17 protein-coding genes are annotated in these 22,565 nt (G+C 71.0%); 5 read left to right on the top strand and 12 right to left on the bottom strand.

Annotation, left to right across the window (positions count from 1 at the left end; all coding sequences use genetic code 11):
- Positions 1-402 precede the first annotated feature (402 nt).
- The 4 genes from PYS65_RS13245 (at position 403) to PYS65_RS13230 (ending at position 5,678) form a co-directional block, all read left to right on the top strand.
- Positions 403-1,176 carry an isoprenyl transferase gene (locus PYS65_RS13245; protein WP_279334165.1) on the top strand — a complete coding sequence of 258 codons (774 nt, stop codon included), beginning with the start codon at positions 403-405 and terminating at the stop codon, positions 1,174-1,176.
- A 291-nt stretch (positions 1,177-1,467) separates the two neighbouring features.
- The gene (locus PYS65_RS13240) at positions 1,468-2,793 is read left to right on the top strand and encodes an RNA 5'-3' helicase PhoH2 (RefSeq protein WP_279334164.1); all 1,326 of its coding nucleotides are present in this window, start codon (positions 1,468-1,470) and stop codon (positions 2,791-2,793) included.
- A 560-nt stretch (positions 2,794-3,353) separates the two neighbouring features.
- Positions 3,354-4,079: an aggregation-promoting factor C-terminal-like domain-containing protein gene (locus PYS65_RS13235; protein ID WP_279334163.1), complete on the top strand. Its 726-nt coding sequence runs from the start codon at positions 3,354-3,356 to the stop codon at positions 4,077-4,079.
- 156 nt (positions 4,080-4,235) lie between these two features.
- Positions 4,236-5,678 carry an AI-2E family transporter gene (locus tag PYS65_RS13230; RefSeq protein WP_279334162.1) on the top strand — a complete coding sequence of 481 codons (1,443 nt, stop codon included), beginning with the start codon at positions 4,236-4,238 and terminating at the stop codon, positions 5,676-5,678.
- Between the two features lie 450 nt (positions 5,679-6,128).
- Here PYS65_RS13230 and ahpD read toward each other — a convergent pair whose 3' ends face one another.
- From ahpD to PYS65_RS13200, 6 genes are all read right to left on the bottom strand, one after another.
- Complete coding sequence (gene ahpD, locus PYS65_RS13225) at positions 6,129-6,662, bottom strand: alkylhydroperoxidase, AhpD family (protein WP_279334161.1); 534 nt, start codon at positions 6,660-6,662, stop codon at positions 6,129-6,131.
- A gap of 137 nt (positions 6,663-6,799) precedes the next feature.
- Positions 6,800-9,211 (bottom strand): ABC transporter permease, encoded by a 2,412-nt coding sequence (locus tag PYS65_RS13220; RefSeq protein WP_423836084.1) that lies wholly within the window; start codon positions 9,209-9,211, stop codon positions 6,800-6,802.
- Complete coding sequence (locus PYS65_RS13215; RefSeq protein WP_279334160.1) at positions 9,208-9,897, bottom strand: ABC transporter ATP-binding protein; 690 nt, start codon at positions 9,895-9,897, stop codon at positions 9,208-9,210. Before PYS65_RS13215 ends, PYS65_RS13220 begins: the two co-directional genes overlap by 4 nt.
- Complete coding sequence (locus tag PYS65_RS13210; RefSeq protein WP_279334159.1) at positions 9,894-10,418, bottom strand: PadR family transcriptional regulator; 525 nt, start codon at positions 10,416-10,418, stop codon at positions 9,894-9,896. The genes PYS65_RS13215 and PYS65_RS13210 overlap by 4 nt, the downstream gene beginning before the upstream one ends.
- A gap of 105 nt (positions 10,419-10,523) precedes the next feature.
- Entirely contained in the window at positions 10,524-10,853 is a 330-nt protein-coding gene (locus PYS65_RS13205; protein WP_279334158.1) for a type II toxin-antitoxin system antitoxin, read from the bottom strand.
- Positions 10,850-11,785 carry an SPFH domain-containing protein gene (locus tag PYS65_RS13200; protein WP_279334157.1) on the bottom strand — a complete coding sequence of 312 codons (936 nt, stop codon included), beginning with the start codon at positions 11,783-11,785 and terminating at the stop codon, positions 10,850-10,852. The genes PYS65_RS13205 and PYS65_RS13200 overlap by 4 nt, the downstream gene beginning before the upstream one ends.
- 270 nt (positions 11,786-12,055) lie before the next feature.
- On the opposite strand from PYS65_RS13200, the gene PYS65_RS13195 reads away from it, so the two are divergent.
- On the top strand, positions 12,056-14,347 hold the full coding sequence (locus PYS65_RS13195) for a transglycosylase domain-containing protein (RefSeq protein WP_279334156.1): 2,292 nt from the start codon (positions 12,056-12,058) through the stop codon (positions 14,345-14,347).
- An 89-nt stretch (positions 14,348-14,436) separates the two neighbouring features.
- Here PYS65_RS13195 and PYS65_RS13190 read toward each other — a convergent pair whose 3' ends face one another.
- The 6 genes from PYS65_RS13190 to PYS65_RS13165 form a co-directional block, all read right to left on the bottom strand.
- Entirely contained in the window at positions 14,437-16,596 is a 2,160-nt protein-coding gene (locus PYS65_RS13190) for an ATP-binding SpoIIE family protein phosphatase (RefSeq protein ID WP_279334155.1), read from the bottom strand.
- The gene (locus PYS65_RS13185) at positions 16,578-16,871 is read right to left on the bottom strand and encodes a hypothetical protein (protein ID WP_279334154.1); all 294 of its coding nucleotides are present in this window, start codon (positions 16,869-16,871) and stop codon (positions 16,578-16,580) included. The genes PYS65_RS13190 and PYS65_RS13185 overlap by 19 nt, the downstream gene beginning before the upstream one ends.
- A gap of 118 nt (positions 16,872-16,989) precedes the next feature.
- Positions 16,990-17,742 carry a cytidylyl-2-hydroxypropylphosphonate hydrolase gene (gene fomD, locus PYS65_RS13180; RefSeq protein WP_279334153.1) on the bottom strand — a complete coding sequence of 251 codons (753 nt, stop codon included), beginning with the start codon at positions 17,740-17,742 and terminating at the stop codon, positions 16,990-16,992.
- A 106-nt stretch (positions 17,743-17,848) separates the two neighbouring features.
- Positions 17,849-19,252, bottom strand: a complete 1,404-nt coding sequence (locus tag PYS65_RS13175; RefSeq protein ID WP_279334152.1) for a class II fumarate hydratase — start codon at positions 19,250-19,252, stop codon at positions 17,849-17,851.
- A gap of 147 nt (positions 19,253-19,399) precedes the next feature.
- Positions 19,400-20,368: a M28 family metallopeptidase gene (locus tag PYS65_RS13170; RefSeq protein WP_279334151.1), complete on the bottom strand. Its 969-nt coding sequence runs from the start codon at positions 20,366-20,368 to the stop codon at positions 19,400-19,402.
- A 294-nt stretch (positions 20,369-20,662) separates the two neighbouring features.
- On the bottom strand, positions 20,663-22,348 hold the full coding sequence (locus PYS65_RS13165) for a fumarate hydratase (RefSeq protein ID WP_279334150.1): 1,686 nt from the start codon (positions 22,346-22,348) through the stop codon (positions 20,663-20,665).
- Between the last annotated feature and the right edge of the window lie 217 nt (positions 22,349-22,565).

The raw sequence follows: 22,565 nt of genomic DNA, 5'->3' as shown, positions 1-22,565 counted from the left end.
GGTGGGGTCGGTCGCGGGTGGGGCCGCGCCACGCCGGGCTCGATGTCCGCGTATCACCCGTTTCTTCCCGGCGAAACGGCTTCATTTCGGCCGCCGACCTGCCCGGAATGCGGGATTCCATAGCCGTCGGGGCGTCGCCGGGTGGTTTCGGAGAGTAGTTGTTGCCCGCCGATGCGCGCAGCATCACTCACGAAGGGTTATGGTGGAAACCCCCCCTCGGGCCGGTCCGTATCCCCCCCACGGACCGGCCCGTTTTTCTGGGCCCTCCCCCTACGGGGGTAGGCTTCGCGTCCGGGGGCTGCCAGAGGGACAGGATTCGCCCGCGGCCGAGAGCGTGCCGCATGCCGTGGATCGCTGCGGGTGCCGCTCCTGTCCGATCCGTACGGAGGGGCTGACGATCACGTGAACCTGCGCGACAAGCTGCGCGGCCTACTGGTCAGGTTGTACGCACGCCGGGTGGAAGGCCACCTGGACCCCGCTCAGGTGCCCAAGCACATCGGCGTCATCATGGATGGCAACCGCCGTTGGGCGAAGGCCTCCGGCTCCAGCACCGTCCACGGCCACCGGGCCGGCGCGGACAAGATCGGGGAGTTCCTCGGCTGGTGCACCGAGACCGACGTCGAGGTCGTCACGCTCTGGCTGCTGTCGACGGACAACTTCGACCGGCCGGAGGACGAACTCGTCCCGCTCCTCGGCATCATCGAGGACGTCGTCCGCACCCTCGCCGCCGACGGCCGCTGGCAGGTGCACCATGTCGGCACGCCGGACCTGCTGCCGCCCGCGATGCAGGCCACGCTCAAGGGGGCCGAGGAGGCCACCGCGCAGGTCGACGGCATAGTGGTCAACGTCGCCATCGGGTACGGCGGTCGCCAGGAGATCGCCGACGCGGTGCGCTCCATGATGCTCGAGGCCCACGAGAAGGGCACCTCGATGGAGGAGCTCGCCGAGGCCGTCGACGTCGACATGATCGGGCGTCACCTGTACACCAAGGCCCAGCCCGACCCGGACCTCGTCATCCGTACGAGTGGTGAACAGCGGTTGTCCGGATTCATGCTTTGGCAGACCGCTCACGCGGAGTACTACTTCTGCGAGGTCTTCTGGCCGGCCTTCCGCAAGGTCGACTTTCTGCGGGCCCTGCGCGACTACGCCGCTCGTCACCGGCGTTTCGGCGGCTGAGGCCGTCCCCGCGTAACGGGGAGTTCATCGGGGCGCCGCCGTACGGTCTGGCATGACGGCGATTGTTAGAGGGCATAACTCAGACAGGTCGACACCCGAACCACGGGTGTCGGATCTCAGCGGGCGGCCCGGGGCCGTCCGCCCGGGAGGCCCTTTGCACCAGCCCGACCGTGCGGTCACGGCACGGACGAAGCAGCGGGGGGCCGGTTCTCGGCCCGTGCATCGGCGCCGTCGACCGGTCCAGCTCCGCTCCGTCGCTCCCCGACCTCTTCCGAGGGGGTACGTCCTTCCGTGGTGACCAGCACACAGCGCCACAAGCCCGACCGGCGCACCTATGTCATCGACACCAGCGTTCTGCTGGCCGACCCCAACGCCCTGAGCCGCTTCGACGAGCACGAGGTCGTGCTTCCCGTCGTCGTGGTGACGGAGTTGGAGGCCAAGCGGAACCATCCCGAACTCGGCTACTTCGCCCGGCAGGCGCTGCGCCTGCTCGACGACTACCGGGTGCGGTACGGCCGTCTCGACGCTCCCCTCCCGATCGGGGACCTCGGCGGAACCCTGCGTGTCGAGCTCAACCACTCGGACCCCAGCGTGCTGCCCAGTGGCTACCGCCTGGGGGACAACGACTCCCGCATCCTCGCGGTCGCCCGCAATCTGCAGGCCGAGGGATTCGACGTCACCGTGGTGTCGAAGGACCTCCCGCTCAGGATCAAGGCGTCCTCCGTGGGTCTCCTCGCCGAGGAGTACCGTGCGGAGCTCGCCGTCACGGACGCCTCCGGCTGGACCGGGATGTCCGAACTGAACCTGGCCGCCGAGCAGGTGGACATCCTCTTCGAGGAGGGGCACATCCACGTGCCCGAAGCGGCCGACCTGCCCGTGCACACGGGGCTGACCATCCACTCCGAGCGCGGCAAGGCCCTCGGCCGGGTCACGCCCGAGGGAAACGTCCGTCTGGTGCGCGGCGACCGGGAGGCGTTCGGCATCAAGGGCAGGAGCGCCGAGCAGCGGATCGCGCTCGACCTGCTGCTCGACCCGGACGTGGGAATCCTGTCCCTGGGCGGCCGGGCCGGCACCGGCAAGTCGGCGCTGGCGCTGTGCGCGGGACTGGAGGCGGTGCTGGAGCGCCGGCAGCACCAGAAGGTGATGGTCTTCCGCCCGCTGTACGCGGTGGGCGGGCAGGAGCTCGGCTATCTGCCCGGCAGCGAGGCCGAGAAGATGAGCCCCTGGGCGCAGGCCGTCTTCGACACGCTGTCCGCGGTCACCAGCCGCGAGGTCATCGAGGAGGTCACCGCGCGCGGCATGCTGGAGGTCCTGCCGCTCACGCACATCCGGGGCCGCTCGCTGCACGACGCGTTCGTGATCGTCGACGAGGCGCAGTCACTGGAACGGAACGTACTGCTGACCGTGCTGTCCCGGATCGGCGCCAATTCGCGGGTCGTCCTGACCCACGACGTCGCCCAGCGGGACAACCTCCGGGTGGGCCGGTACGACGGTGTGGTCGCCGTCGTCGAGAAGCTGAAGGGACATCCGCTCTTCGCGCACGTGACCCTGAACCGGTCCGAGAGGTCCCAGATCGCCGCCCTGGTGACCGAGATGCTGGAGGAAGGACAGCTCTGACACGTCCACTCCCGATATGCACCCGATTCGACCCCGATGGGCCGTACGGGTTGTATGGGGCACGTCGCGGCCTGTCGCTCCCCTTGGTCCGATAGGCCGGGAGAGTTCTTCAAAAGACCCTGTGGGGTGGCTGGACCTTTTTGGCCCCGTCTCCGAACAGGGTCCGACAGCACGGCAGTTGACGCCGTCCGGAAAGGCGAAGAGCCTAGCCGGGCGGCGTCGGCGCGCGTGCGGCTTTCCGGGAATCTCCAAGGGCAAACGAGATGTGAGCTTTCACACGCGCGATGGAATTGCCTCGCGCCTCCGGATTACGGCAGAGTCTCACTCCTGTCAGGCCCCGCATGCGACACAGTCTCACCCCCAGCGGTGAGACGCCACACAGGCACCAGCGCCAACTGCATAGCGTCGTCGTATGCCGCCCGAGCACCACACGGCGCTCCCGTTCGGGAGTTGCCCGTCGGGCCCGTGCCTTCCGTGACCCGAGTTGGGGAGGCCAGTGCCAGGGGGCACGATTGCGTCCGCGAGGGTCACCGAAGCGGTCGATGCTGGAAGGAAACCGTGTGAGCCGGATTTCGGTCCGGGGATTCGCAGTGGCCTCGGCCACGGCGGTCACCGCTGTCGGAAGCGTTGTCGGTGTTGCGTCGGGCAGTACCGCGCAGACCAACGACGACCTCGAAGCGACGGCAGCCGGCGCCACGCTGCTCGCGGACATCCCCGCGGGCCAGCAGGTCCAGGTGCAGACCGCATCCCTGACGCAGCAGGCCGAAACCATGGCCATCGCCGCGGACACGAGTGCCAAGAAGGACGCGGAGGAGGCAGCCCGCAAGGCCGCCGCCGAGACCGCGATCGCCAAGAAGAAGGAAGCCGCCGATCAGGCGGCCAAGGAGGCCCAGGCCGCCAAGGAGGCCAAGGAGCGCGCGGAGGCCGAGAAGGCCGCCAGCCGTTCCAAGACGGCGTCCGCCTCCGCCTCCGACTTCGCGGTCCAGAGCTCGTACACCGTCGCCCAGGTCCAGGCGATGGCCCGGCAGATGATTCCGGCCGACCAGTTCCAGTGCTTCAGCAACATCGTGCAGCGCGAGTCCACCTGGAACTACAAGGCCATGAACCCCTCCTCCGGCGCCTACGGTCTCGTCCAGGCGCTGCCGGCCTCCAAGATGTCCTCGGCCGGCGCCGACTGGCAGACCAACCCGGCCACCCAGATCAAGTGGGGCCTCAACTACATGAACGACCGCTACGACAGCCCCTGCGGCGCCTGGTCGTTCTGGCAGGCCAACCACTGGTACTGAGATCCTTCCGGATCGTGCCGGACCCGCCGTCCCGCGGTCCCGCTCAACCTCGGCAGAGCCCCACACCGTCCTCAAGGTGTGGGGCTCTCGCCCTGTACGGTCGGTGCGACGACTCCAGGGGGAGTGGTGGTGCGCAACGGGGGCAGGGGACGGTTCATGTCACGAGTGCCAGGATGGCTCGGCCGGGTCGGAACCCGACTGACCGAAGCGAGCAGGCGGCTGGAAGAGCGCCGCGCCGAGATGGAACGGGAGAGCCGGGACACTCCGGGGCACGCCGAGACGACCGAGCCGGCCGGACCGGCCGCCGCACCCGCCGACCGGGCCCCCGCGCTGCCCGGCGGCCACACCCCCGCAGCCGATTCCGGACACGCTGTCCCTCCGGCTCCTGTCGTTCCCTCCCGTCCCGACCCCGCCCAGGCCGTGCCGTGGGGCGTACGGGTCGCCGCCGAGGCCGGCTGGCGCCTGCTGGTGCTCGCGGGCACGGTCTGGGTGCTCATGCGGGTCATCGGCGCCGTCCAACTGGTGGTGCTGGCCTTCGTCGCCGCGCTGCTGATCACGGCGCTGCTGCAGCCGACGGTGGCCTGGCTGCGGCAGCTCGGGCTGCCGCGCGGCCCGGCCACGGCGCTGACCGCGCTGTTCGGGTTCGTCGTCATCGGCCTCATCGGCTGGTTCGTGACCTGGCAGGTCATGGAGAACATCGACACCCTCTCCGACCAGATCCAGGACGGCATCGACGAGCTGCGCAACTGGCTGCTCAACAGCCCCTTCCACGTCACCGACAAGCAGATCAACGAGATCGCCAAGAACCTGCGTGAGGCGGTCGGCGCCAACACCGAGCAGATCACCTCGGCGGGCCTGGAGGGCGTGACGGTCGTCGTCGAGGCGCTCACCGGCATCCTGCTCGCGGTCTTCTCGACGCTCTTCCTGCTCTACGACGGCAAGCGCATCTGGGAGTGGACGCTGAAGCTGGTGCCCGCCGCCGCCCGCCCGGGTGTCGCCGGGGCGGGGCCGGCCGCCTGGCGGACGCTGACGGCGTATGTGCGCGGCACGGTGGTGGTGGCGCTGATCGACGCGATCTTCATCGGTCTCGGCATCTACTTCCTGAACGTGCCGATGGCGGTGCCGCTCGCCGTCTTCATCTTCCTGTTCTCCTTCATCCCGCTCGTCGGCGCGGTGGTGTCGGGGGCGCTGGCCGTGGTCGTCGCGCTGGTCACCCAGGGCGTGTTCACGGCGGTCATGACGCTGGTGGTGGTCCTGGCGGTGCAGCAGATAGAGGGCCACATCCTCCAGCCGTTCATCCTGGGACGCGCGGTGCGCGTCCATCCGCTCGCGGTGGTACTGGCGGTCGCGACCGGCGGGATGGTGGCCGGGATCGGCGGTGCGGTGGTCGCCGTACCGCTGGTCGCGGTGACGAACACCGTCGTGGGCTATCTGAACGCGTACGCGCGGGAGACGTCCGTACGTCTCGCTCCCAGGCCCCGGGGCGCCACGGCGGTCTCGGCGGCCATGAGCCACCACGGGCCGCCGGTACCGCAGGTGCCCCCGGCGCCTCCGGAGCCGCCGGGTCCGGTGCCGCCGGAGGATCCACGGGGTGGGTAACTGCTCGCCGGGGAGTGCGCACGAGGTCGCGTTAGCTCGATCGTGTGATGGTTCGTTCGTGAGCTTGTGGTGTCCTGGGCCGGCTGGGCTAGCGTGAGCGTGCGATCTGGGACGCCGGGTGTGGCGTCAGCGTGCGGGGCCCCCGCTCCACCGGAGTGATGGTTCGGGGCCTCCCCGTCGCCTCTGGCCACACCCATATGGCCAGGTCGTGAGGGAACCGGCCTCCCGGGCCCGGACCACGCACAGGATGCGTGTCGCCGCCCCGGGGTCGAGTACGCCGGGGACCAGTGCGCCCAAGACCGTTCGGGGCGTGCGACCGAGTGGGCTCGCTCCTGCTCAGTCTTCAGGAACGGTAGGGCGGGAACGGCACGGTGGTGGTGCGGGACAGCGGGCTCGGACACCTTCGGGGTGACCGGGCCCGCCGGGGAGGGGGAAGGAGGGTCCGCGGAGTCACTCCGCGAGGGCCGCCTCCGCTTCCAGCGTGGCGGCGACGGCCTGGACCACCGCGGCGATCCTGATCGCCTCCTGGACGACCTCGCGTTCGACGCCGGCCTTGCGCAGCACCGACTCATGCGCGTCGAGGCACAGTCCGCAGCCGTTGACCGCGGAGACCGCGAACGCCCAGAACTCGAAGTCGACCCGGTCGACGCCCGGGTCGCCGAGGACGTTCATCCGCAGGCCCGTGCGCAGGTTGCCGTACTCCTTGTCCGACAGCAGGTGGCGGGTCCGGAAGAAGACGTTGTTCAGCGCCATCACCGAGGCGGTGGTCTTCGCCGCCCGGTACGCCTCGGGCGACAGGACCGCCCGCGCCTCCGGCTCCAGCTCGCGCAGGACGACGGCCGAGCGCGAGGCGATCGCCGTCGACAGCACCGTGCCCCACAGCCGCTGGACCGGCAGGTCCGAGCGGCCGATGGCCGCGTCCAGGTTGAGCGTCAGGTCCCGGGCGTAGTCGGGGAGGCGGGACTTGAGGGACTCGAACGACATGGCGGACACGCTCCTCTGGGCGGCGAAGGCATCCCGGGCTTCCCGGGCCTCCCGTGGGCCGGACGCGTTCCATGCTGCCAGGGGCGGCGGCCGGTCCCGGGCACCCCGTGGCTGCCCGGGACCGGCCGCCGCGCCGGTCACTCCGTGCGGAGGCCGTCCGGGCGCATCATGCGCAGCAGGGGCGGCAGGCTCAGCAGGGTCACCGCCAGGACGACGCCTGCCCCGACGCCGGTCATCTGGAACAGGCTCGCCCAGTCCACCCGTACCGACGTCCCGGTCATCCGCAGCAGGACCGCGCCCAGCGCGACGCCCACCGCCGCGGCCAGCAGCAGCCCCAGACCGATCGGGACGGCCGTCTGCCACAGCACCGACAGGCTCAGCGTGCGCCGCCGGGTGCCGAAGGCGACCAGCGCCGACAGCAGCTTGCGGCGTTCGCGCAACTGCTCCAGCTGGGAGACCAGCAGGCTCACCCCGATCAGCAGCAGCACACAGGCCGCGCCGACGAACAGGCCGGTGCGGATGGTGTCGTAGGAGGAGGAACGCTTGAGGGCGGTCCACCTGACCGTGTCCGTCAACGGGTCGATCGCGGCGGCCGTGTTGCGCACGTGCTCCATGGCGTACGGCACCGAGTCGTCGACCTCGAGGTAGAGCTCGGCGGAGAGCATGGCCGCCATCCCCGCCGGCACCGCGCCCGGGGTCAGCAGGAAGCCACCGCGCTCATGGCTCGCCGGGTCCGGAATCGACCGGGCCTGCTTGACGCCCCCGGGGACCGCCCAGCGGAAGCCCTTGCCGTAGCCGGAGGCAGTAGAGGGGTCGGACACCTCGAAGTGGAGATCCCGGCCCGGCCGGTTCAGCACCGCGGTGCCGGTGTCGTACTCGGCGCCCGACACCGCGAACACGTCGCCGTCCTCGCACGAGGGGAACTCCGCCACCGTGCGCAGGGTCGCGCAGTCGGCGACGGTCACGACGGCGACCTCACCCGGCTCCTGCTTTTCCCAGGGCCGTTCGGCGACGTAGCCGTAGGACAGCGCGTAGACCTTGCTCACCCCCTTGGTGTGCGCCAGCCTGTCGGCGGCGGGGGCGAGCTCCTGACCGTCCGGCAGACTCACCTGCGCCTGGGCCAGCGACACGTCGAGCCCGGTGTCCTCGGTGTAGTCACCCTCGACGCCGGCGAACAGCATCTGGAGCGCGATCGCGCCGGCCACCGCCACCGCGATCCCGTTGACCATCCTGGCCGCCGCGCCGCTACTCAACTGCAGGCGGCGTACCGCCAGTTGCCACGACACGCTGCCCTTGCCGAGCTGGGAGACGACCGCCTCCACGATCCACGGAAGCAGCGCGGTGATCCCGATGAGCAGCAGCAGGACACCACCGGCGACCAGGTACTCGTTGAACTCCCCGTTCTCGCGGCCCTGTCCGACCATCGGATAGAGCATCACGACGCCGGCCAGCGGCGGCAGCAGCCGCCACCACAGCCGGCGCCGGGCCGGCCGTGCCGTGCGCACCACGCCCAGCGGTTCGATGACGACCCCGCGCATCGCGAGCAGCGTGACCAGCACCGCGGCGGCCGGAACAGCCACCGCGACCAGCAGCGCCAGCAGCGGCGAGGGGTTCAGATAGCTCGGGAACACGCTGATGTGGAATATCTCGACGGAGGCGGCGACCTCCCGTCCGATCAGGAAGAAGACCGTACCGAGGACCAGTCCGAGCAACGACCCGGCGAGCGCCTCGCCCGCCGCGATCCGCCGGGTGGCCGCGGCGTCGGAGCCGACCAGCCGCAGCGCCGCCAGCCTGCGGTCGCGCCGCTCCCCGCCGAACCGTACGGCGGTCGCGATGAACACGGCGACCGGCGTCAGCAGCACCACGAAGACGACCAGGACCAGGAGCATGAGCACCGGGTCGTTCTCCTCCTCGGAGGCCTGCCCGGCCGGGGTGCCGAAGGTGTCGAGGCGCACCGCCGACGAGTTGATCTCTCCGGCGAGCCCCGCGCCGCCCGCGTAGTAGGCGAGCTCCTGCGAACCGATGAGCCCCTGCTCGCCGATCGTCCCGGTGATGTCGTGCGGCAGCCGCTCACGCAGCAGACCCGTGTCGTCCGATGCGAGCAGGTCCTTCAGCGCGGGGGAGACGATCATCTCGCCGACCGCGGGGAACTCGCTCAGACCCGGCGGCAGCGGGGCCTGGGGGCCCTCCGCCTCAAGGAGCCGGCCGCGGATGTCCTGGTCCCGGAACTCGGTGTCGGTACGCGCGATGAGCAGCGTGTCGTCGGCCTGCGGTACGACCTCCGTGCTGAAGGGCCAGTCGAGCCGCGCCTCCTCCCGCCGGTCCCGCTCCGTCAGTACGCCGGGCAGGGCGGCGGTGAGCAGCAGCAGTGCCACCCCGAGGCCGACGCCGACGCCGGTGAGCAGGGCCCGGACCCATCCCTCACGTCCGCCGGCCAGGGCGAACCGCAGGCCCATGCCCAGGTCCCGGGCCACGACACGGAGCTTCGGCTCGGCGCGGGCCGCGGGGACGGCGGGGGCGGTGCGGACCCGCTCCTCGGTCTCGCTCATACGGCGTGCTCCATGTCCCGGGACTTCCCGTCGCGCACGACGATCTCGCGGTCGGAGTACGCGGCGACCCGCGCCTCGTGGGTGACGAGGACGACGGCGGCGTTGGTGGACCGGGCGGCCTCGGTGAGCAGTTCCATCACGCGCTCGCCGTTGAGCGAGTCCAGCGCGCCGGTCGGCTCGTCGGCGAACAGCAGCCGCGGGCCGGTGACCAGCGACCTGGCCACGGCGACCCGCTGGCCCTGACCGCCGGAGACCTCACCGGGCCGCTTCTTGCGCACGTCGTCCACCTCGAGGCGTTCGAGCCAGGACAGGGCGGCCCGTTCGGCCTCCCTGCGGGGCGTGCCGTTCAGCCGCATCGGCAGGGCGACGTTCTCCACGCAGGTCAGCTCCGGCACGAGCTGGCCGAACTGGAAGACGAAGCCGAACTCCGAGCGCCTGAGCCTGCTGCGCTCGGAGTCGTTCATCGCGGTCAGTTCGCGCCCGTCGTACGTGATGGAGCCGGAGTCGGGGGTGACGATCCCGGCGAGGCAGTGCAGCAGGGTCGACTTGCCCGACCCGGAGGGGCCCATCACGGCGACCACCTCGCCGGGGTGGATGGAGAACGCGGCGCCGTCCAGCGCGGTGGTCGGACCGTACGCCTTGCGCAGGTCCCGGGCGACGAGCAGGGATCCGGCGGGGATCGTCATCGGGTGACCGCCTCACGGAGCTTGTCGAGGCGCGCGGCGGTGAGTTCCAGCCAGCGCAGATCGGCCTCGAGGTGGAAAAGGGCGTGGTCGCAGATGAGCTGGTCGGCCAGGTCGCCCTGGCGTTTGCGCTCGGTGAGGACGCGCATGCCGCGCAGATGCGCGGAACGCTGCGTGTCGAGGATGTCGGCGGCGTCGCGGCTGGTGAGCAGCGCGAGGACCACCTTGGTGTAGAGCGTCGACTGGAGGTACGGCTCCGGCTTCTCCGGTGTGGCGAGCCAGCGCGCGACGTCGGTGACGCCGGCCTCGGTGATCGCGTACCGCTTGCGCTCGGGGCCGTCGCCGGCCTCGATGCCGTCGACTTCGACGAGCCCGTTCTTCAGCAGGCGGGACATCGTCGAGTAGACCTGGCCGTAGTGCAGCGGCCGGTCGTGACCGAACGTCGCGTCGAAGGCCCGCTTCAGGTCGTAACCGTGGCGGGGGCCGGACTCCAGGAGCCCGAGGAGGGTGTGACCGATGGACATGCGAAGGACTCTACACACGGTGTATACGCTCCGTGTATACACCGCGTGTGCAGAGCGCCGGAGAGGGTGCGGAAGCCCAGGTGGGGGCCCGTTGTCACGGTTCTGTCACTGAGGTGGCGTGGGCCCGGGAGGGGTGTCGCCAGGAGGTTGGGCGGGAGGCTGTGTGCCGGGCGGCTGTGTGCCGGGCGGCTGGGCCGGGGGGCGGCCTCGGCGGGGGAGGGGGCCCGCCTCGCCGGGGAGACGGCCCGCCTCCGCGAGGGCGCGGCGCAGCAGGAACTCGATCTGCGCGTTGGCCGAGCGCAGCTCGTCGTTGGCCCACCGCGCCAGCGCCTCGTACACCAGCGGGTCCAGCCGCAGCAGCACCTGCTTGCGCTGCTGCTGCGGCCTGCGCCGAGGGGCCTTGCCCTCGGAGGGGGGATCGGAGGGGGTGGTCACTGGTAGAGGGACCCCGTGTTGAGGACCGGCTGCGGGGCGCGGTCGCCGCAGAGCACCACCATCAGGTTGGACACCATCGCGGCCTTGCGCTCGGGGTCCAGCTCCACGATGTCGTGCTCGGTGATCCGGGCCAGTGCCGTCTCGACCATGCCCACGGCGCCCTCCACGATCAGCTGCCGGGCCGCCACGACCGCGCCCGCCTGCTGCCGCTGGAGCATCGCCGAGGCGATCTCGGGCGCGTAGGCGAGGTGGGTGAAGCGGGACTCGATGATCTCGACGCCGGCCGCCTCCACCCGGGCGCGCAGCTCGACCGCGAGCTTCTCGGTGATCTCCTCGGCGTTGCCGCGCAGCGAGAGGCCGTCCTCCTCGTGGGCGTCGTAGGGGTACTCGATGGCGATGTGCCGGACGGCGGCCTCGGTCTGGGTGGAGACGAACTCGACGTAGTCGTCCACCTCGAAGGTGGCCTGCGCGGTGTCCTCCACCCGCCACACCACGACCGAGGCGAGCTCGATGGGGTTGCCGTAGGCGTCGTTCACCTTGAGGACCGCGGTCTCGTGGTTGCGTACGCGGGTCGAGATCTTGGTGCGCGAGGTGAAGGGGTTCACCCAGCGCAGGCCGTCCTGCCGGATCGTGCCCCGGTACCGCCCGAAGAGCTGGACCACGCGGGCCTCGCCCGGCGCCACCATGTTCAGCCCGCACATCGCGAGGAACGCGGCTATGGCGATCAGGATGCCGCTGATGATCAGCAGGGCCTTCAGTCCGTCCCCGGTGACCGCCGCGGCGCTGACGGCCAGTCCGATGCCGAGCAGCAGCCCGGCCAGTCCGAGGATCAGGGCCAGCCCGCCGCCGATGCTGTGCGCCGCCTTCTCCCGTACGCGTGGTGCCGGCATCTCCGGCACCACGGCCGTGACCTGCGCGTCATGTGTGGACATGGGTGTTCCCCCGCCTTTCGGGGCGCCCGCCGCACGGTTTCGTGCCGCTAGCGCCTGCCTATCCAAGTGATATCACTTTAACGGGTCATGGCAACCTTGGCCACCCTTCGCACGTCGGTTCCAGTGGGGCGGGTGCTGATTGTCACGTCCGTAAAGACCGGATCGGCAGCCGTTTGTCATACCTCTCGGTGTTAGCTTGCGGAGTTGACCTGAGTGGCGAATCCGTGTGGCAGTCACGCACACATGAACGAAGCGGAGCAGAGCGGACCCATGGGACGAGCGGAAGAACGACGCGCACGACAGCGCGGGGGGCACCGTGCGGCATCCGAGGGCCGTTCGTCGGGCGGGCAGGGCCAGGGCCGGATACGCCGCCTGTTCACCTGGAGGAAGATCCTCGGCACGTTCTTCGGGCTCTGCCTGCTCGGCATGGGCGCCTTCATCGTGCTGTACATGGTGATCGACATCCCCGAGGGGAACGCCGACGCCCAGGAGCAGAGCAGCGTCTACAAGTACAGCGACGGCTCGATCATGGCCCGCAACGGCAAGGTCAACCGTGAGGTCGTCGACCTGGCGCAGGTTCCCAAGGAGGTCCAGCGGGCCTTCGTCGCCGCCGAGAACAAGACGTTCTACAAGGACGCCGGCGTCGACCTCAAGGGCACCGCGCGCGGACTGCTCAACACCGTCTCCGGCAAGGGCGCGCAAGGCGGTTCGACGATCACCCAGCAGTACGTGAAGAACTACTACCTGACCCAGGACCAGACGGTCTCCCGCAAGTTCAAGGAACTCGTCATCTCCCTGAAGCTGGACCAGGAGAAGTCCAAGGACTACATCCTCGCCGGCTACATGAACACCAGCTACTACGGCCGCGGCGCCTACGGTGTCCAGGCCGCCGCGCAGGCCTACTACGGCGTCGACAGCGAGGACCTCGAGGTCGAGCAGGGCGCCTACCTCGCCGCGCTCCTCCAGGCACCGAGCCAGTACGACTGGGCGGTCGCCTCGGAGACCGGCAAGAAGCTGGTCAAGAACCGCTGGAACTACGTGCTGGACAACATGGTCGAGCAGGGCTGGCTGGACGGCTCCGAGCGGTCCGGCATGGAGTTCCCGGTGCCGGAGAACCCCAAGGGAAACCCGGGCATGGCGGGCCAGACCGGCTACCTGGTGGAGGCGGCCAACAACGCCCTGAAGCGGCAGCTGGTCGCCGAGGGCGCCGTCGAGGACGCCAAGCAGGCCGATGCCCTGGTGGACCTCGGCGGCTGGACCATCACGCTCAACATCGACAAGAAGAAGCAGGCGGCGCTGGAGAAGGCGGTCAAGGCCCAGCTGACCGACAAGCTGGACCCGAAGGCACGCAAGGTCGACGCCGACGTCCAGGCCGGCGCCGTGTCCGTGGACCCGAAGACGGGCGCGGTCGTGGCGATGTACGGCGGCGTGGACTACCTCAAGCACTACATGAACAACGCCACCCGCGCCGACTACCAGCCCGCCTCCACCTTCAAGCCGGTGATCCTGGCCGCCGCGATCGAGGAGCAGGCCGAGACCCAGGACGGCGAGCCGATCACGGCCAACACCGTCTACGACGGCACCAGCAAGCGCCCCGTCGAGGACAACGGCAGGAAGGTCGGGTTCACCCCGGAGAACCAGGGCGACGTCGACTACGGCGACATCACCGTCCAGACGGGCATGAACAAGTCCGTCAACTCCGTCTTCGCGCAGATGGGCGTCGACATCGGGATGGAGAAGGTGATGGAGACCGCCGGCAAGCTCGGCATGAACGTCGAGAAGCTGGAGGCGGTGCCCGCCCAGACCCTGGGCTCGATGGGCGCGAGCCCGCTGGAGATGGCCGGCGTCTACGCCACCCTCGACAACCACGGCAAGAAGACCACCCCGACGATCCTGAAGTCGGCGGAGCACCTCGACCGCACTGTCACCGTCCCGGACGCGGTCGGCGAGCAGGTCATCAGCCGCGAGGCCGCCGACACCGTGACCTCGGTCCTGACCGGCGTGGTCGACGACGGCACGGCCCGCGCGGCCGTCCGGGAGCATCCGCTGCGCGCCGGCCAGCAGGTCGCCGGCAAGACCGGTACCTCCGACAACAACAAGTCGGCGTGGTTCGCCGGCTACACCCCCGACCTGGTCACCACGGTCGGTCTGTTCGGCGAGGACGACAAGCCCCCGCACCCGCAGGTCGAGATGTACGGCGCGGGCGGCGAGGAGCGGGTCAACGGCGGTGGCTTCCCGGCGCAGATCTGGTCCGCGTACACCTTCGGCGTGATGGAGAAGACCAGCAGGTTCGACCTGGAGACCAGCCAGGGCGCGGCCGTCAAGCCGCCCCCGTCGCCGTCGTCCTCCAGCCCGACGCCGTCGGACACCCCGACCGAGGAGCCGACGACGGAGGCGCCCACCACCGAGCCCCCGACCGAGGAGCCGACGACCGAGGCGCCCACCACCGAGCCCCCGACCGAGGAGCCGACGACCGAGGCGCCGACGTCTCCGCCCTTCACCCCGCCGACGATCGAGGTCCCGGAGGACTCGGGCAAGCCGACGGACCGCGCGGAGGAGTAGACGGGACGAGGAAGAGGTGGGGGGGCACCCGGTGACAACACCGGGTGCCCCCCACCTCTTCGGGCCTCTTCGTGCCCTACGGCCGTCGTTCAGCCGCCGTGGTTCAGTTCGAACCACACCACCTTGCCGGTGCTCAGCCGGGTCGCGCCCCAGCGCCGGGCCAGCCGGTTGACCAGGTACAGGCCGCGCCCGCCCTCGTCCGTGGCGCGCGCCTGCCGGAGCCGGGGCAGCTGCGGCACGTCGTCACCGACCTCGCAGCGCAGGACGTCCGTCCGCAGCAGCCGCAGGGTCACCGGCCGCGTGGCGTACCGCACCGCGTTGGTCACCACCTCGCTGACCAGCAGCTCCACCGAATCGGTCAGCTCCTCCAGACCCCACCGGGACAGCGCCTTGCGGGCGAGGCGGCGGGCCCGGCCGGGAGCGGCGTCCTCCGGCTCCAGGAACCAGTAGGCCACATCGCTCGGCGCGATCCCGTCGAAGCGGGCGGCGAGCAGCGCGATGTCGTCGTCCCGGTCGCCCGGACCGAGCATGTCGAGCACCTCGTCGCACAGCGCCTCCAGCGGCGGCGGATGATCCGGACCGGTCAGCTGCGCGGTCGCGGCGAGCTTGTCGCGCAACTGGTCGATGCCGGTCCACACGTCCCGCAGCCGCGACTCGACCAGCCCGTCGGTGTAGAGCAGCAGCGTCGCCCCGGCGGGAGCCTCCAGCTCCACGGCCTCGAAGTCCACGCCGCCGACCCCGATCGGGGCACCCGCGGGCACCCGCAGCACCTCGGCCCGGCCGCCCAGGGGCAGCAGGATGGGCGGCGGATGACCGGCGTTGGCGATGGTGATGCGGTGCGCGACCGGGTCGTACACCGCGTACAGGCAGGTCGCCATGCGGTCCGCGCCGAGCCGCTGCGCCTGCTCGTCCAGGTGGTGCAGCACCTCCTGCGGAGGCAGGTCGAGCCCGGCCAGGGTCTGGGCGGTGGTGCGCAGTTGACCCATGATCGCGGCGGAGGTCATGGAGTGCCCCATGACGTCGCCGACCACCAGCGCGACCCTGCTGCCGGGCAGCGGGATGGCGTCGTACCAGTCGCCGCCCACCCGCGCGGTCTCCGCGGCCGGGAGGTAGCGGGAGGCCAGCCGCACACCGGTGCAGCGCGGCAGGTTCTCCGGCAGCATGGTGCGCTGCAACTCGTCGGCGATGTACGCCTCCCGCCCGTACAGCACCGCCTTGTCGATGCCGAGGGCGCTGTGCGTGGCGAGCTGGGCGGCGACCAGCAGGTCGTCGGCCTCGAAGGCGGTGCGCTCGGGGCCGCGCAGGAACAGGGCCGCGCCGATCACCCGGCGCCGGCCGCGCAGCGGCGCGAGGATCGCCCGCTGCCCGTCGGGCACGGCCGACCCGCCCTGCTCGCCGAGGAGTTCGGGCAGCGCGGCCCGGGCGGCGGGCGCGTCCGTGAACACCGGCCGTACGCCGCGCAGCACTTCGGCGAGCGCGCTGCCGGGCCGCACCGTGCACCGCTCCGCGCCGACCGAGTCCAGCGCGGACGGCTCGGGCGGGACGGCCGGCACGAACCCGTTCTCGGTGTCGCGGGCGACCGGGATCCGGTCGCTGCGACGCAGCCGCAGCACCAGCGGACCGGTGGGCCGCTCGTCGCCGACCGGCAGCGGCTCGCGCAGATAGACCAGGATCGTGTCGGCGAAGGTGGGCACGGTGGCCCGGCACAGCCCCATGACGATCTCTTCGAGATCGATGCCGCGGGCGATCCGCCGGGTCGCGGCGCCGACGAACCTCAGCCGGTCCCCGTCCCGCCGCATCGGCGTGGGCCGCCCGGGGGACGTCACCTGCCCGGTGCGCCGCTCCAGCCCGTCGGGGAGCCGCGCGGAGCGGTCCTGCGACGGGGGGGTCTGGGCCGGGCCGTCCGATGCCGGGCCGGCCGGCGCGTCGGGCCGGTGGTCCCGTTCTCCGGGGGCTCCGGGGGTTCCGGACTCCCCGGCCGGCTGGTGCGGGATGCCCTCGGGCGTGGGCCGGGGCCGGTGCGCGTCCGGTTCGGCGTCCTGCCCGGCGCCCGGCTGGGAGTGCTCGGCGGCGGGTCCGCCCGCCGGGCCCGACGCCGATGCCGAGGGTGGCGTTGACGACGATGTCATGCCCGGCCCGTGAGTCGGTGTCGAGGCGGGCAGGAGCGCCCCGCGGGCATCCGCGGGGGTGACGCCCGGTTCCGGGCGCTCGTAGGAGGTCGGCTGCTCCGTCACGCGTGTCGAGTCCATCCGTCCGGGGCCATGTCCCTGTCCTCGCCGTACTCGTAGCACTTGTTGTACCCGAAGTACTCGGGGTGCCCGTGGTACTCGCAGTACTCGTGTTCCCGCCTGCCCCGTGAGGGAACGGGCAGGGGCGTACGCCGTGCGCGCGGTGCGTCCCGCCGGAACTCCGATACCCGGATCGGGTGGCCCCGGAACGGAACTCCCGCGTGGTCGGAGGTCGTTCCTGTGCCGCCCGCCGACCGTCCCCGGCCCGCACCGGTGGTGCCGTACCCCTCGCTCACGTCCTGCCGCCCCTCGGTGACGCCCGGTCAAGCCCAGCGCGTGTTACGGAAGTTACTGCCGCTCCGTGCCTTGCGGAGGACGATCCTACGTTTCTTGCCCCGGGGTGCATCAAGAGTCTCATGACGACAGATGCGCGGGAGTGTGATCCCAGTCCGGTGGCAGTGACGGTACCGTCCAGGCCGGATCCGGGCGCCAGTTCTGCCAGCCGTCCGAGAACGGCGCACCCCACCGGGCGATCACGTCCACCGCGTCCCGGCCGGCCTGGCGCACCCTTCCGGCCAGGGCGGCGTCCACGAGCCCGTCCCGCTGGGCCTGGACGAACTCGTCCTCGTCACGCCAGTGCCAACTGCGGTCGGGGTGAACGGAGATGTCCAGGAAGTGGTCCTCGGAGTCCACCCCGCCCGCCCAGCGGGCCAGCGGCTCCTCCAGGTTCACGTACCAGTTCTTGAACCGCCAGCCCGTGTCCCAGAACAGCCACACCGACCAGGGGTCGCCGGGCCGGGCCAGCTTCAGCACACCGGTCCCGGACCAGCGGTCGTGCCGCACCGTACGGGGCTTGGTGTACCGGGTGGGGAGCGGTTCCCGGTGCACGGGCGTACCGTCGGCGAGCACCGGCTTCACGCACTCGGTGCCGGGCGCCATCCACACGGCGAGCAGTTCCGGATCGTCGCGTACGACCGTGACGGGGCGCGCGATGTGGATGTGCGCGCCGCCGTTCTCCCGGTAACGCCACAGCACCTGCGTCCCGGGCGCCCAACGGCCCGCGGGACCGCCGGAGCCCTTCGGGGTGCTCGCCGCGGCGCCCGCCGCTCCGTCCGGGTGCCGCGGGCCGCCCGCTCTCCCGTGTCCTGTCGCTCCGCCCTCTGCCATGGGCAGATATTAGGTGCCCATGGCACCTGACGCTGCGGTCCCCGTCACGGTTCACCCGTGCGGCAGGGCGAGGACGTGACGGGGACACACGTCTGAGCCGCACGGTTCAGGGGCGCGTCATCCGCAGGACGTCCAGGGCCTCGTCGAGCTGCTCCAGGGTGAGGTCGCCGCGCTCGACGTACCCGCTCTCCAGGACCACCTGGCGGATGGTCCTCCGCTCCGCCAGTGCCTTCTTGGCGACCTTCGCGGCCTCCTCGTAGCCGATGTACCTGTTGAGCGGGGTGACCACGGAGGGGGAGGACTCGGCGTACTCGCGGGCCCGCTCGCGGTCGGCGACGATCCCGTCGACGGTACGGTCGGCGAGCAGCCGGGAGGCGTTGGCGAGCAGCCGGATCGACTCCAGGACGTTCTTCGCGATGACCGGCAGCATCACGTTGAGTTCGAAGTTGCCGGAGGCGCCCGCGGTGGCGACCGCCGCGTCGTTGCCCATGACCTGCGCGCAGACCATGAGGACGGCCTCCGGGACGACCGGGTTGACCTTGCCGGGCATGATCGAGGAGCCGGGCTGCAGATCGGGCAGGGCGATCTCGGCGAGGCCGGTGCGGGGGCCGGAGGCCATCCAGCGCAGATCGTTGGTGATCTTCGTCAGCCCGACGGCGATCGTGCGCAGCTGACCGCTGGTCTCCACGATCCCGTCCCGGGCGCCCTGCGCCTCGAAGTGGTCGCGGGCCTCGGTCAGCGGCAGCCCGGTGACCCGGGCGACCTCCGCGATGACGGCGGCCGAGAATCCGGGCGGGGTGTTGATGCCGGTGCCGACGGCGGTTCCGCCCAGGGGCAGTTCGGCCAGCCGGGGCAGGGAGGCGTGCAGCCGCTCCACCCCGTACCGCATCTGGGCGGCGTACCCGCCGAACTCCTGCCCCAGCGTCACGGGCGTGGCGTCCATGAGGTGCGTCCGCCCGGACTTCACCACGTCGGCGAACTCCTCGGCCTTGCGCTCCAGCGAGGCCGCGAGGTGCTCCAGGGCCGGCATCAGGTCCCGGGTGACGGCGGCGGTGGCGGCGATGTGGATCGAGGACGGGAAGACGTCGTTGGACGACTGGGAGGCGTTGACGTGGTCGTTGGGGTGCACGGCCCGCCCGAGCCGCTCGGTCGCCAGGGTGGCGATGACCTCGTTGGTGTTCATGTTGGACGAGGTGCCCGAGCCGGTCTGGAACACGTCGACCGGGAAGTGCTCGTCCCAGGTGCCCTCGGCGACCTCGGCGGCCGCCGCGCCGATCGCCCCGGCGATCTCCTCGTCCAGCACCCCGAGGTCCGCGTTCACCTTCGCGGCGGCGCCCTTGATCCGGGCGAGGGCCTCGATGTGGGCGCGTTCGAGGCGCTGCCCGGAGACGGGGAAGTTCTCCACGGCCCGCTGCGTCTGCGCCCGCCACTTGGCGTCGGCCGGTACCTTCACCTCTCCCATGGAGTCGTGCTCGATGCGGTGGTGCCGGTTGTCGTCCGTGGTCGTCATCGTCGTACCTCCGAAGATCACAGCAGTGGCGCGGGCCGGGGGTATTCCCGCCGTCCCCCTGCCAGCATCGCGCGCGGGCACCCGGAACGGACTCCGCCCCGCCGCGCGGGGGCGGCGGGGCGGAGTACCGGGTGGGGGGGGTCGGCGTCAGGAGACGGCCTGCTGCCAGAGGGTGTGGGCGATGCCGTCGGCCGCGTGGTTCAGGCCGGTGGTGTTGACGTTGGTGAGGGTGTCGCAGGACCGGTGGTAGCAGGGGTCGTAGGCGGAACCGGCCGTGCCGCCCCATTTGGCGGCCTGGGCGGTTGTCTTGCGGGCACTGGCGCCCATCGCGTAGCCGGAGGTGGGGATGCCGGCCTGCTGGAAGGGGTAGTCGTCGCTGCGCCCCGCGCCCTCGGTGTTCTCCTCGGGCCGCAGGCCCAGCGAGTCCCAGTACGCCTTCATCGGCGCGGCGGCCGAGGTGGTGATGCGGTTGATGAAGTAGCCGCCGTTGGTCGAGGCGACCATGTCGAAGTTGTAGTACGCCCGGATCTGGGAGCGCTGGGTGGAGGACAGCGAACGGACGTAGAACTTCGAGCCGTTGAGGCCCTGCTCCTCGTCGGTCCACCAGGCGAAGCGGACCCGGTTGCGCATGGCCGGGTTCTGCTGGGCCAGGGTCAGGGCGTTCTCCAGGAGCGCGGCCGAGCCGGAACCGTTGTCGTTCATGCCGGGGCCCGCCGAGACGCCGTCGAGGTGGGCGCCGAACAGGTAGACGTTGTTCGCGTCGCCCCGCGGCCACTCGGCGATCAGGTTGGGGCCCGCTCCGCTGGTGCAGCCGGAGGTGCAGGCCTGCTCGGTGACGGTGTAACCGGCCGCCTGCAGCTTGCCCTTCACGTAGGCGACGGAGTCGCGGTACCCCTGGGTGGTGGAGCGGCGGTTGCCGCCGTTGCGGCCGGCGATGGCGCTGAGTTCGCTCAGGTGCGCCCGCACTTTCGTCACGTCGACGTCGGGCGCGGCGAGCGCCTCCACGGCGGGGGCGGAGGGGCTCGTGTCCGCGGGAGCGGAGGCCGCGGCGGGGAGTGTTCCGCAGCCGAGCACGACGGCGAGGGAGAAGCTCGCCACGGCGAATCGTCGTCTCACACTGTCTCCTTCGGGAAGTGGCCGTGGGGTGGGCCACGGGGAGTCCGGCATGGCGCGTGCATGTCAGATTGGCGAGAAGACTCACAGCGGAGGTTGAAGGAGTCAACGGAAACGGGGCCCGCGCGGGCAGGTTGTCCAAAAAAAGAACACGGCGTCCGCTATCCGGGCATGCGGAACCCCGTGGCGGCCCTCACGGGCGTTTCCGGGGCCGGAGGGGGTTCGGGGTGCGGCCTGGGGGCCGGAAAGGGGAAGGGGCGGCGGGAGCCGAAGCCCTCGACCGCCGCCCCCGGGGCGCTACGCCAGCCCGGGTCCCCGCACCGGGATCGTCGTGAACGTCGGGGCCGGCGCCGGGTCCTGGAAGAAGTCGTTGCCCTTGTCGTCGACGACCACGAACGCCGGGAAGTCCTCGACCTCGATCTTCCAGACCGCCTCCATGCCGAGCTCCTCGTACTCCAGGACCTCGACCTTCTTGATGCAGTCCTGGGCGAGCCGGGCGGCCGGGCCGCCGATCGAGCCGAGGTAGAAGCCGCCGTGCGCCTCGCACGCGTCGGTGACCTGCTTGCTGCGGTTGCCCTTGGCCAGCATCACCCTGGAGCCGCCGGCCGCCTGGAACTGCTCGACGTAGGAGTCCATGCGGCCGGCCGTCGTCGGGCCGAAGGAGCCGGACGCGTAGCCCTCGGGCGTCTTGGCCGGACCGGCGTAGTACACCGGGTGGTCCTTGAGGTACTGCGGCATCCCCTCGCCCGCGTCCAGCCGCTCCTTGATCTTGGCGTGCGCGATGTCGCGGGCCACCACCAGCGGGCCGGTGAGCGAGAGCCGGGTCTTGACCGGGTACTTGGTGAGCTCCGCCAGGATGGCGTCCATCGGCTGGTTCAGGTCGACCTCGACGACGTCCGGGTTGCCGGCGTCCGACTCCAGCTGCTCGTCCGTGGTCTCGGGCAGGAACCGCGCGGGGTCCTTCTCCAGCTGCTCCAGGAAGACGCCCTCGGCGGTGATCTTCGCGACGGCCTGGCGGTCGGCGGAGCAGGAGACGGCGATGGCGACCGGGCAGGACGCGCCGTGCCGCGGCAGGCGGACCACGCGCACGTCGTGGCAGAAGTACTTGCCGCCGAACTGCGCGCCGATGCCGATCTTCTGCGTCAGCTCGAAGACCTTCTCCTCCAGCTCCTTGTCCCGGAAGCCCTGGCCCAGCGGGGAGCCCTCGGCCGGGATCTCGTCGAGGTAGTGCGCGGAGGCGTACTTCGCGGTCTTCAGCGCGTACTCGGCGGACGTACCGCCGACGACGATCGCCAGGTGGTACGGCGGGCAGGCGGCCGTACCGAGCGAACGGATCTTCTCCTCCAGGAACTTCATCATGGAAGCCTCGTTCAGGACGGCCTTGGTCTCCTGGTAGAGGAAGCTCTTGTTGGCCGAGCCGCCGCCCTTGGCCATGAACAGGAACTTGTAGGCGTCGCCGTCGGTGGCGTAGAGCTCGATCTGGGCGGGGAGGTTGGAGCCGGTGTTCTTCTCCTCCCACATGGTCAGCGGCGCCAGCTGGGAGTAGCGCAGGTTGAGCTTCCGGTAGGCGTCGTAGATGCCCCGGGACAGGGCCTCCTCGTCGCCGCCCCGGGTGAGGACGTTCTGGCCGCGCTTGCCCATGACGATCGCGGTGCCGGTGTCCTGGCACATGGGGAGCACGCCGGCCGCCGAGATGTTGGCGTTCTTCAGCAGGTCCAGGGCGACGAACTTGTCGTTGGACGAGGCCTCGGGGTCGTCGATGATGCGGCGCAGCTGGGTGAGGTGCGCGGGGCGCAGGTAGTGCTGGATGTCGCGGATGGCCTCTTCGGCGAGCTTGCGCAGCGCCTCGGGCTCCACCTTGAGGAAGGTCCGCCCGTCGGCCTCGAAGGTGGAGACACCTTCGGAGGTCACCAGCCGGTAGGGGGTGGTGTCCTCTCCCATGGGGAGCAGATCGGCGTACTCGAACTCAGGCATCTCGCCCATTCCTCACTCGACAGACGGCCGCCCGCCTCCGTCGGCGGGCGCTCACCAGCGTATGGCCTGTCGCCGCGGGTGGGCTTGTGAGGTTGTCCTCAGTGGTTCCCGAGGCTCCCGGCGGGTTCTCACGGGGGTCGTGGGGGCCGCGGGGCGGGTTTCCGGCGGGTTCCGGACGCGTTCACGAGTAGTTCCCGACAGGGGCTGGTCGCGATCTATCGCGTTT

This window comes from Streptomyces cathayae, assembly GCF_029760955.1.
In the GTDB taxonomy this organism is placed as follows: Bacteria; Actinomycetota; Actinomycetes; order Streptomycetales; family Streptomycetaceae; genus Streptomyces; species Streptomyces cathayae.
Note: the sequence above shows the minus strand (reverse complement) of the source record. Positions and strands in the feature narration are given on the sequence as shown.

Excerpts from the sequence above, each read along its gene's own strand:
- PYS65_RS13230 (WP_279334162.1), top strand. The coding sequence starts at position 4,236 with ATGTCACGAGTGCCAGGATGGCTCGGCCGGGTCGGAACCCGACTGACC.
- ahpD (WP_279334161.1), bottom strand. The coding sequence starts at position 6,662 with ATGTCGTTCGAGTCCCTCAAGTCCCGCCTCCCCGACTACGCCCGGGAC.
- PYS65_RS13220 (WP_423836084.1), bottom strand. The coding sequence starts at position 9,211 with ATGAGCGAGACCGAGGAGCGGGTCCGCACCGCCCCCGCCGTCCCCGCG.
- PYS65_RS13215 (WP_279334160.1), bottom strand. The coding sequence starts at position 9,897 with ATGACGATCCCCGCCGGATCCCTGCTCGTCGCCCGGGACCTGCGCAAG.
- PYS65_RS13210 (WP_279334159.1), bottom strand. The coding sequence starts at position 10,418 with ATGTCCATCGGTCACACCCTCCTCGGGCTCCTGGAGTCCGGCCCCCGC.
- PYS65_RS13200 (WP_279334157.1), bottom strand. The coding sequence starts at position 11,785 with ATGTCCACACATGACGCGCAGGTCACGGCCGTGGTGCCGGAGATGCCG.
- PYS65_RS13195 (WP_279334156.1), top strand. The coding sequence starts at position 12,056 with ATGGGACGAGCGGAAGAACGACGCGCACGACAGCGCGGGGGGCACCGT.
- PYS65_RS13190 (WP_279334155.1), bottom strand. The coding sequence starts at position 16,596 with ATGGACTCGACACGCGTGACGGAGCAGCCGACCTCCTACGAGCGCCCG.
- fomD (WP_279334153.1), bottom strand. The coding sequence starts at position 17,742 with ATGGCAGAGGGCGGAGCGACAGGACACGGGAGAGCGGGCGGCCCGCGG.
- PYS65_RS13175 (WP_279334152.1), bottom strand. The coding sequence starts at position 19,252 with ATGACGACCACGGACGACAACCGGCACCACCGCATCGAGCACGACTCC.
- PYS65_RS13165 (WP_279334150.1), bottom strand. The coding sequence starts at position 22,348 with ATGGGCGAGATGCCTGAGTTCGAGTACGCCGATCTGCTCCCCATGGGA.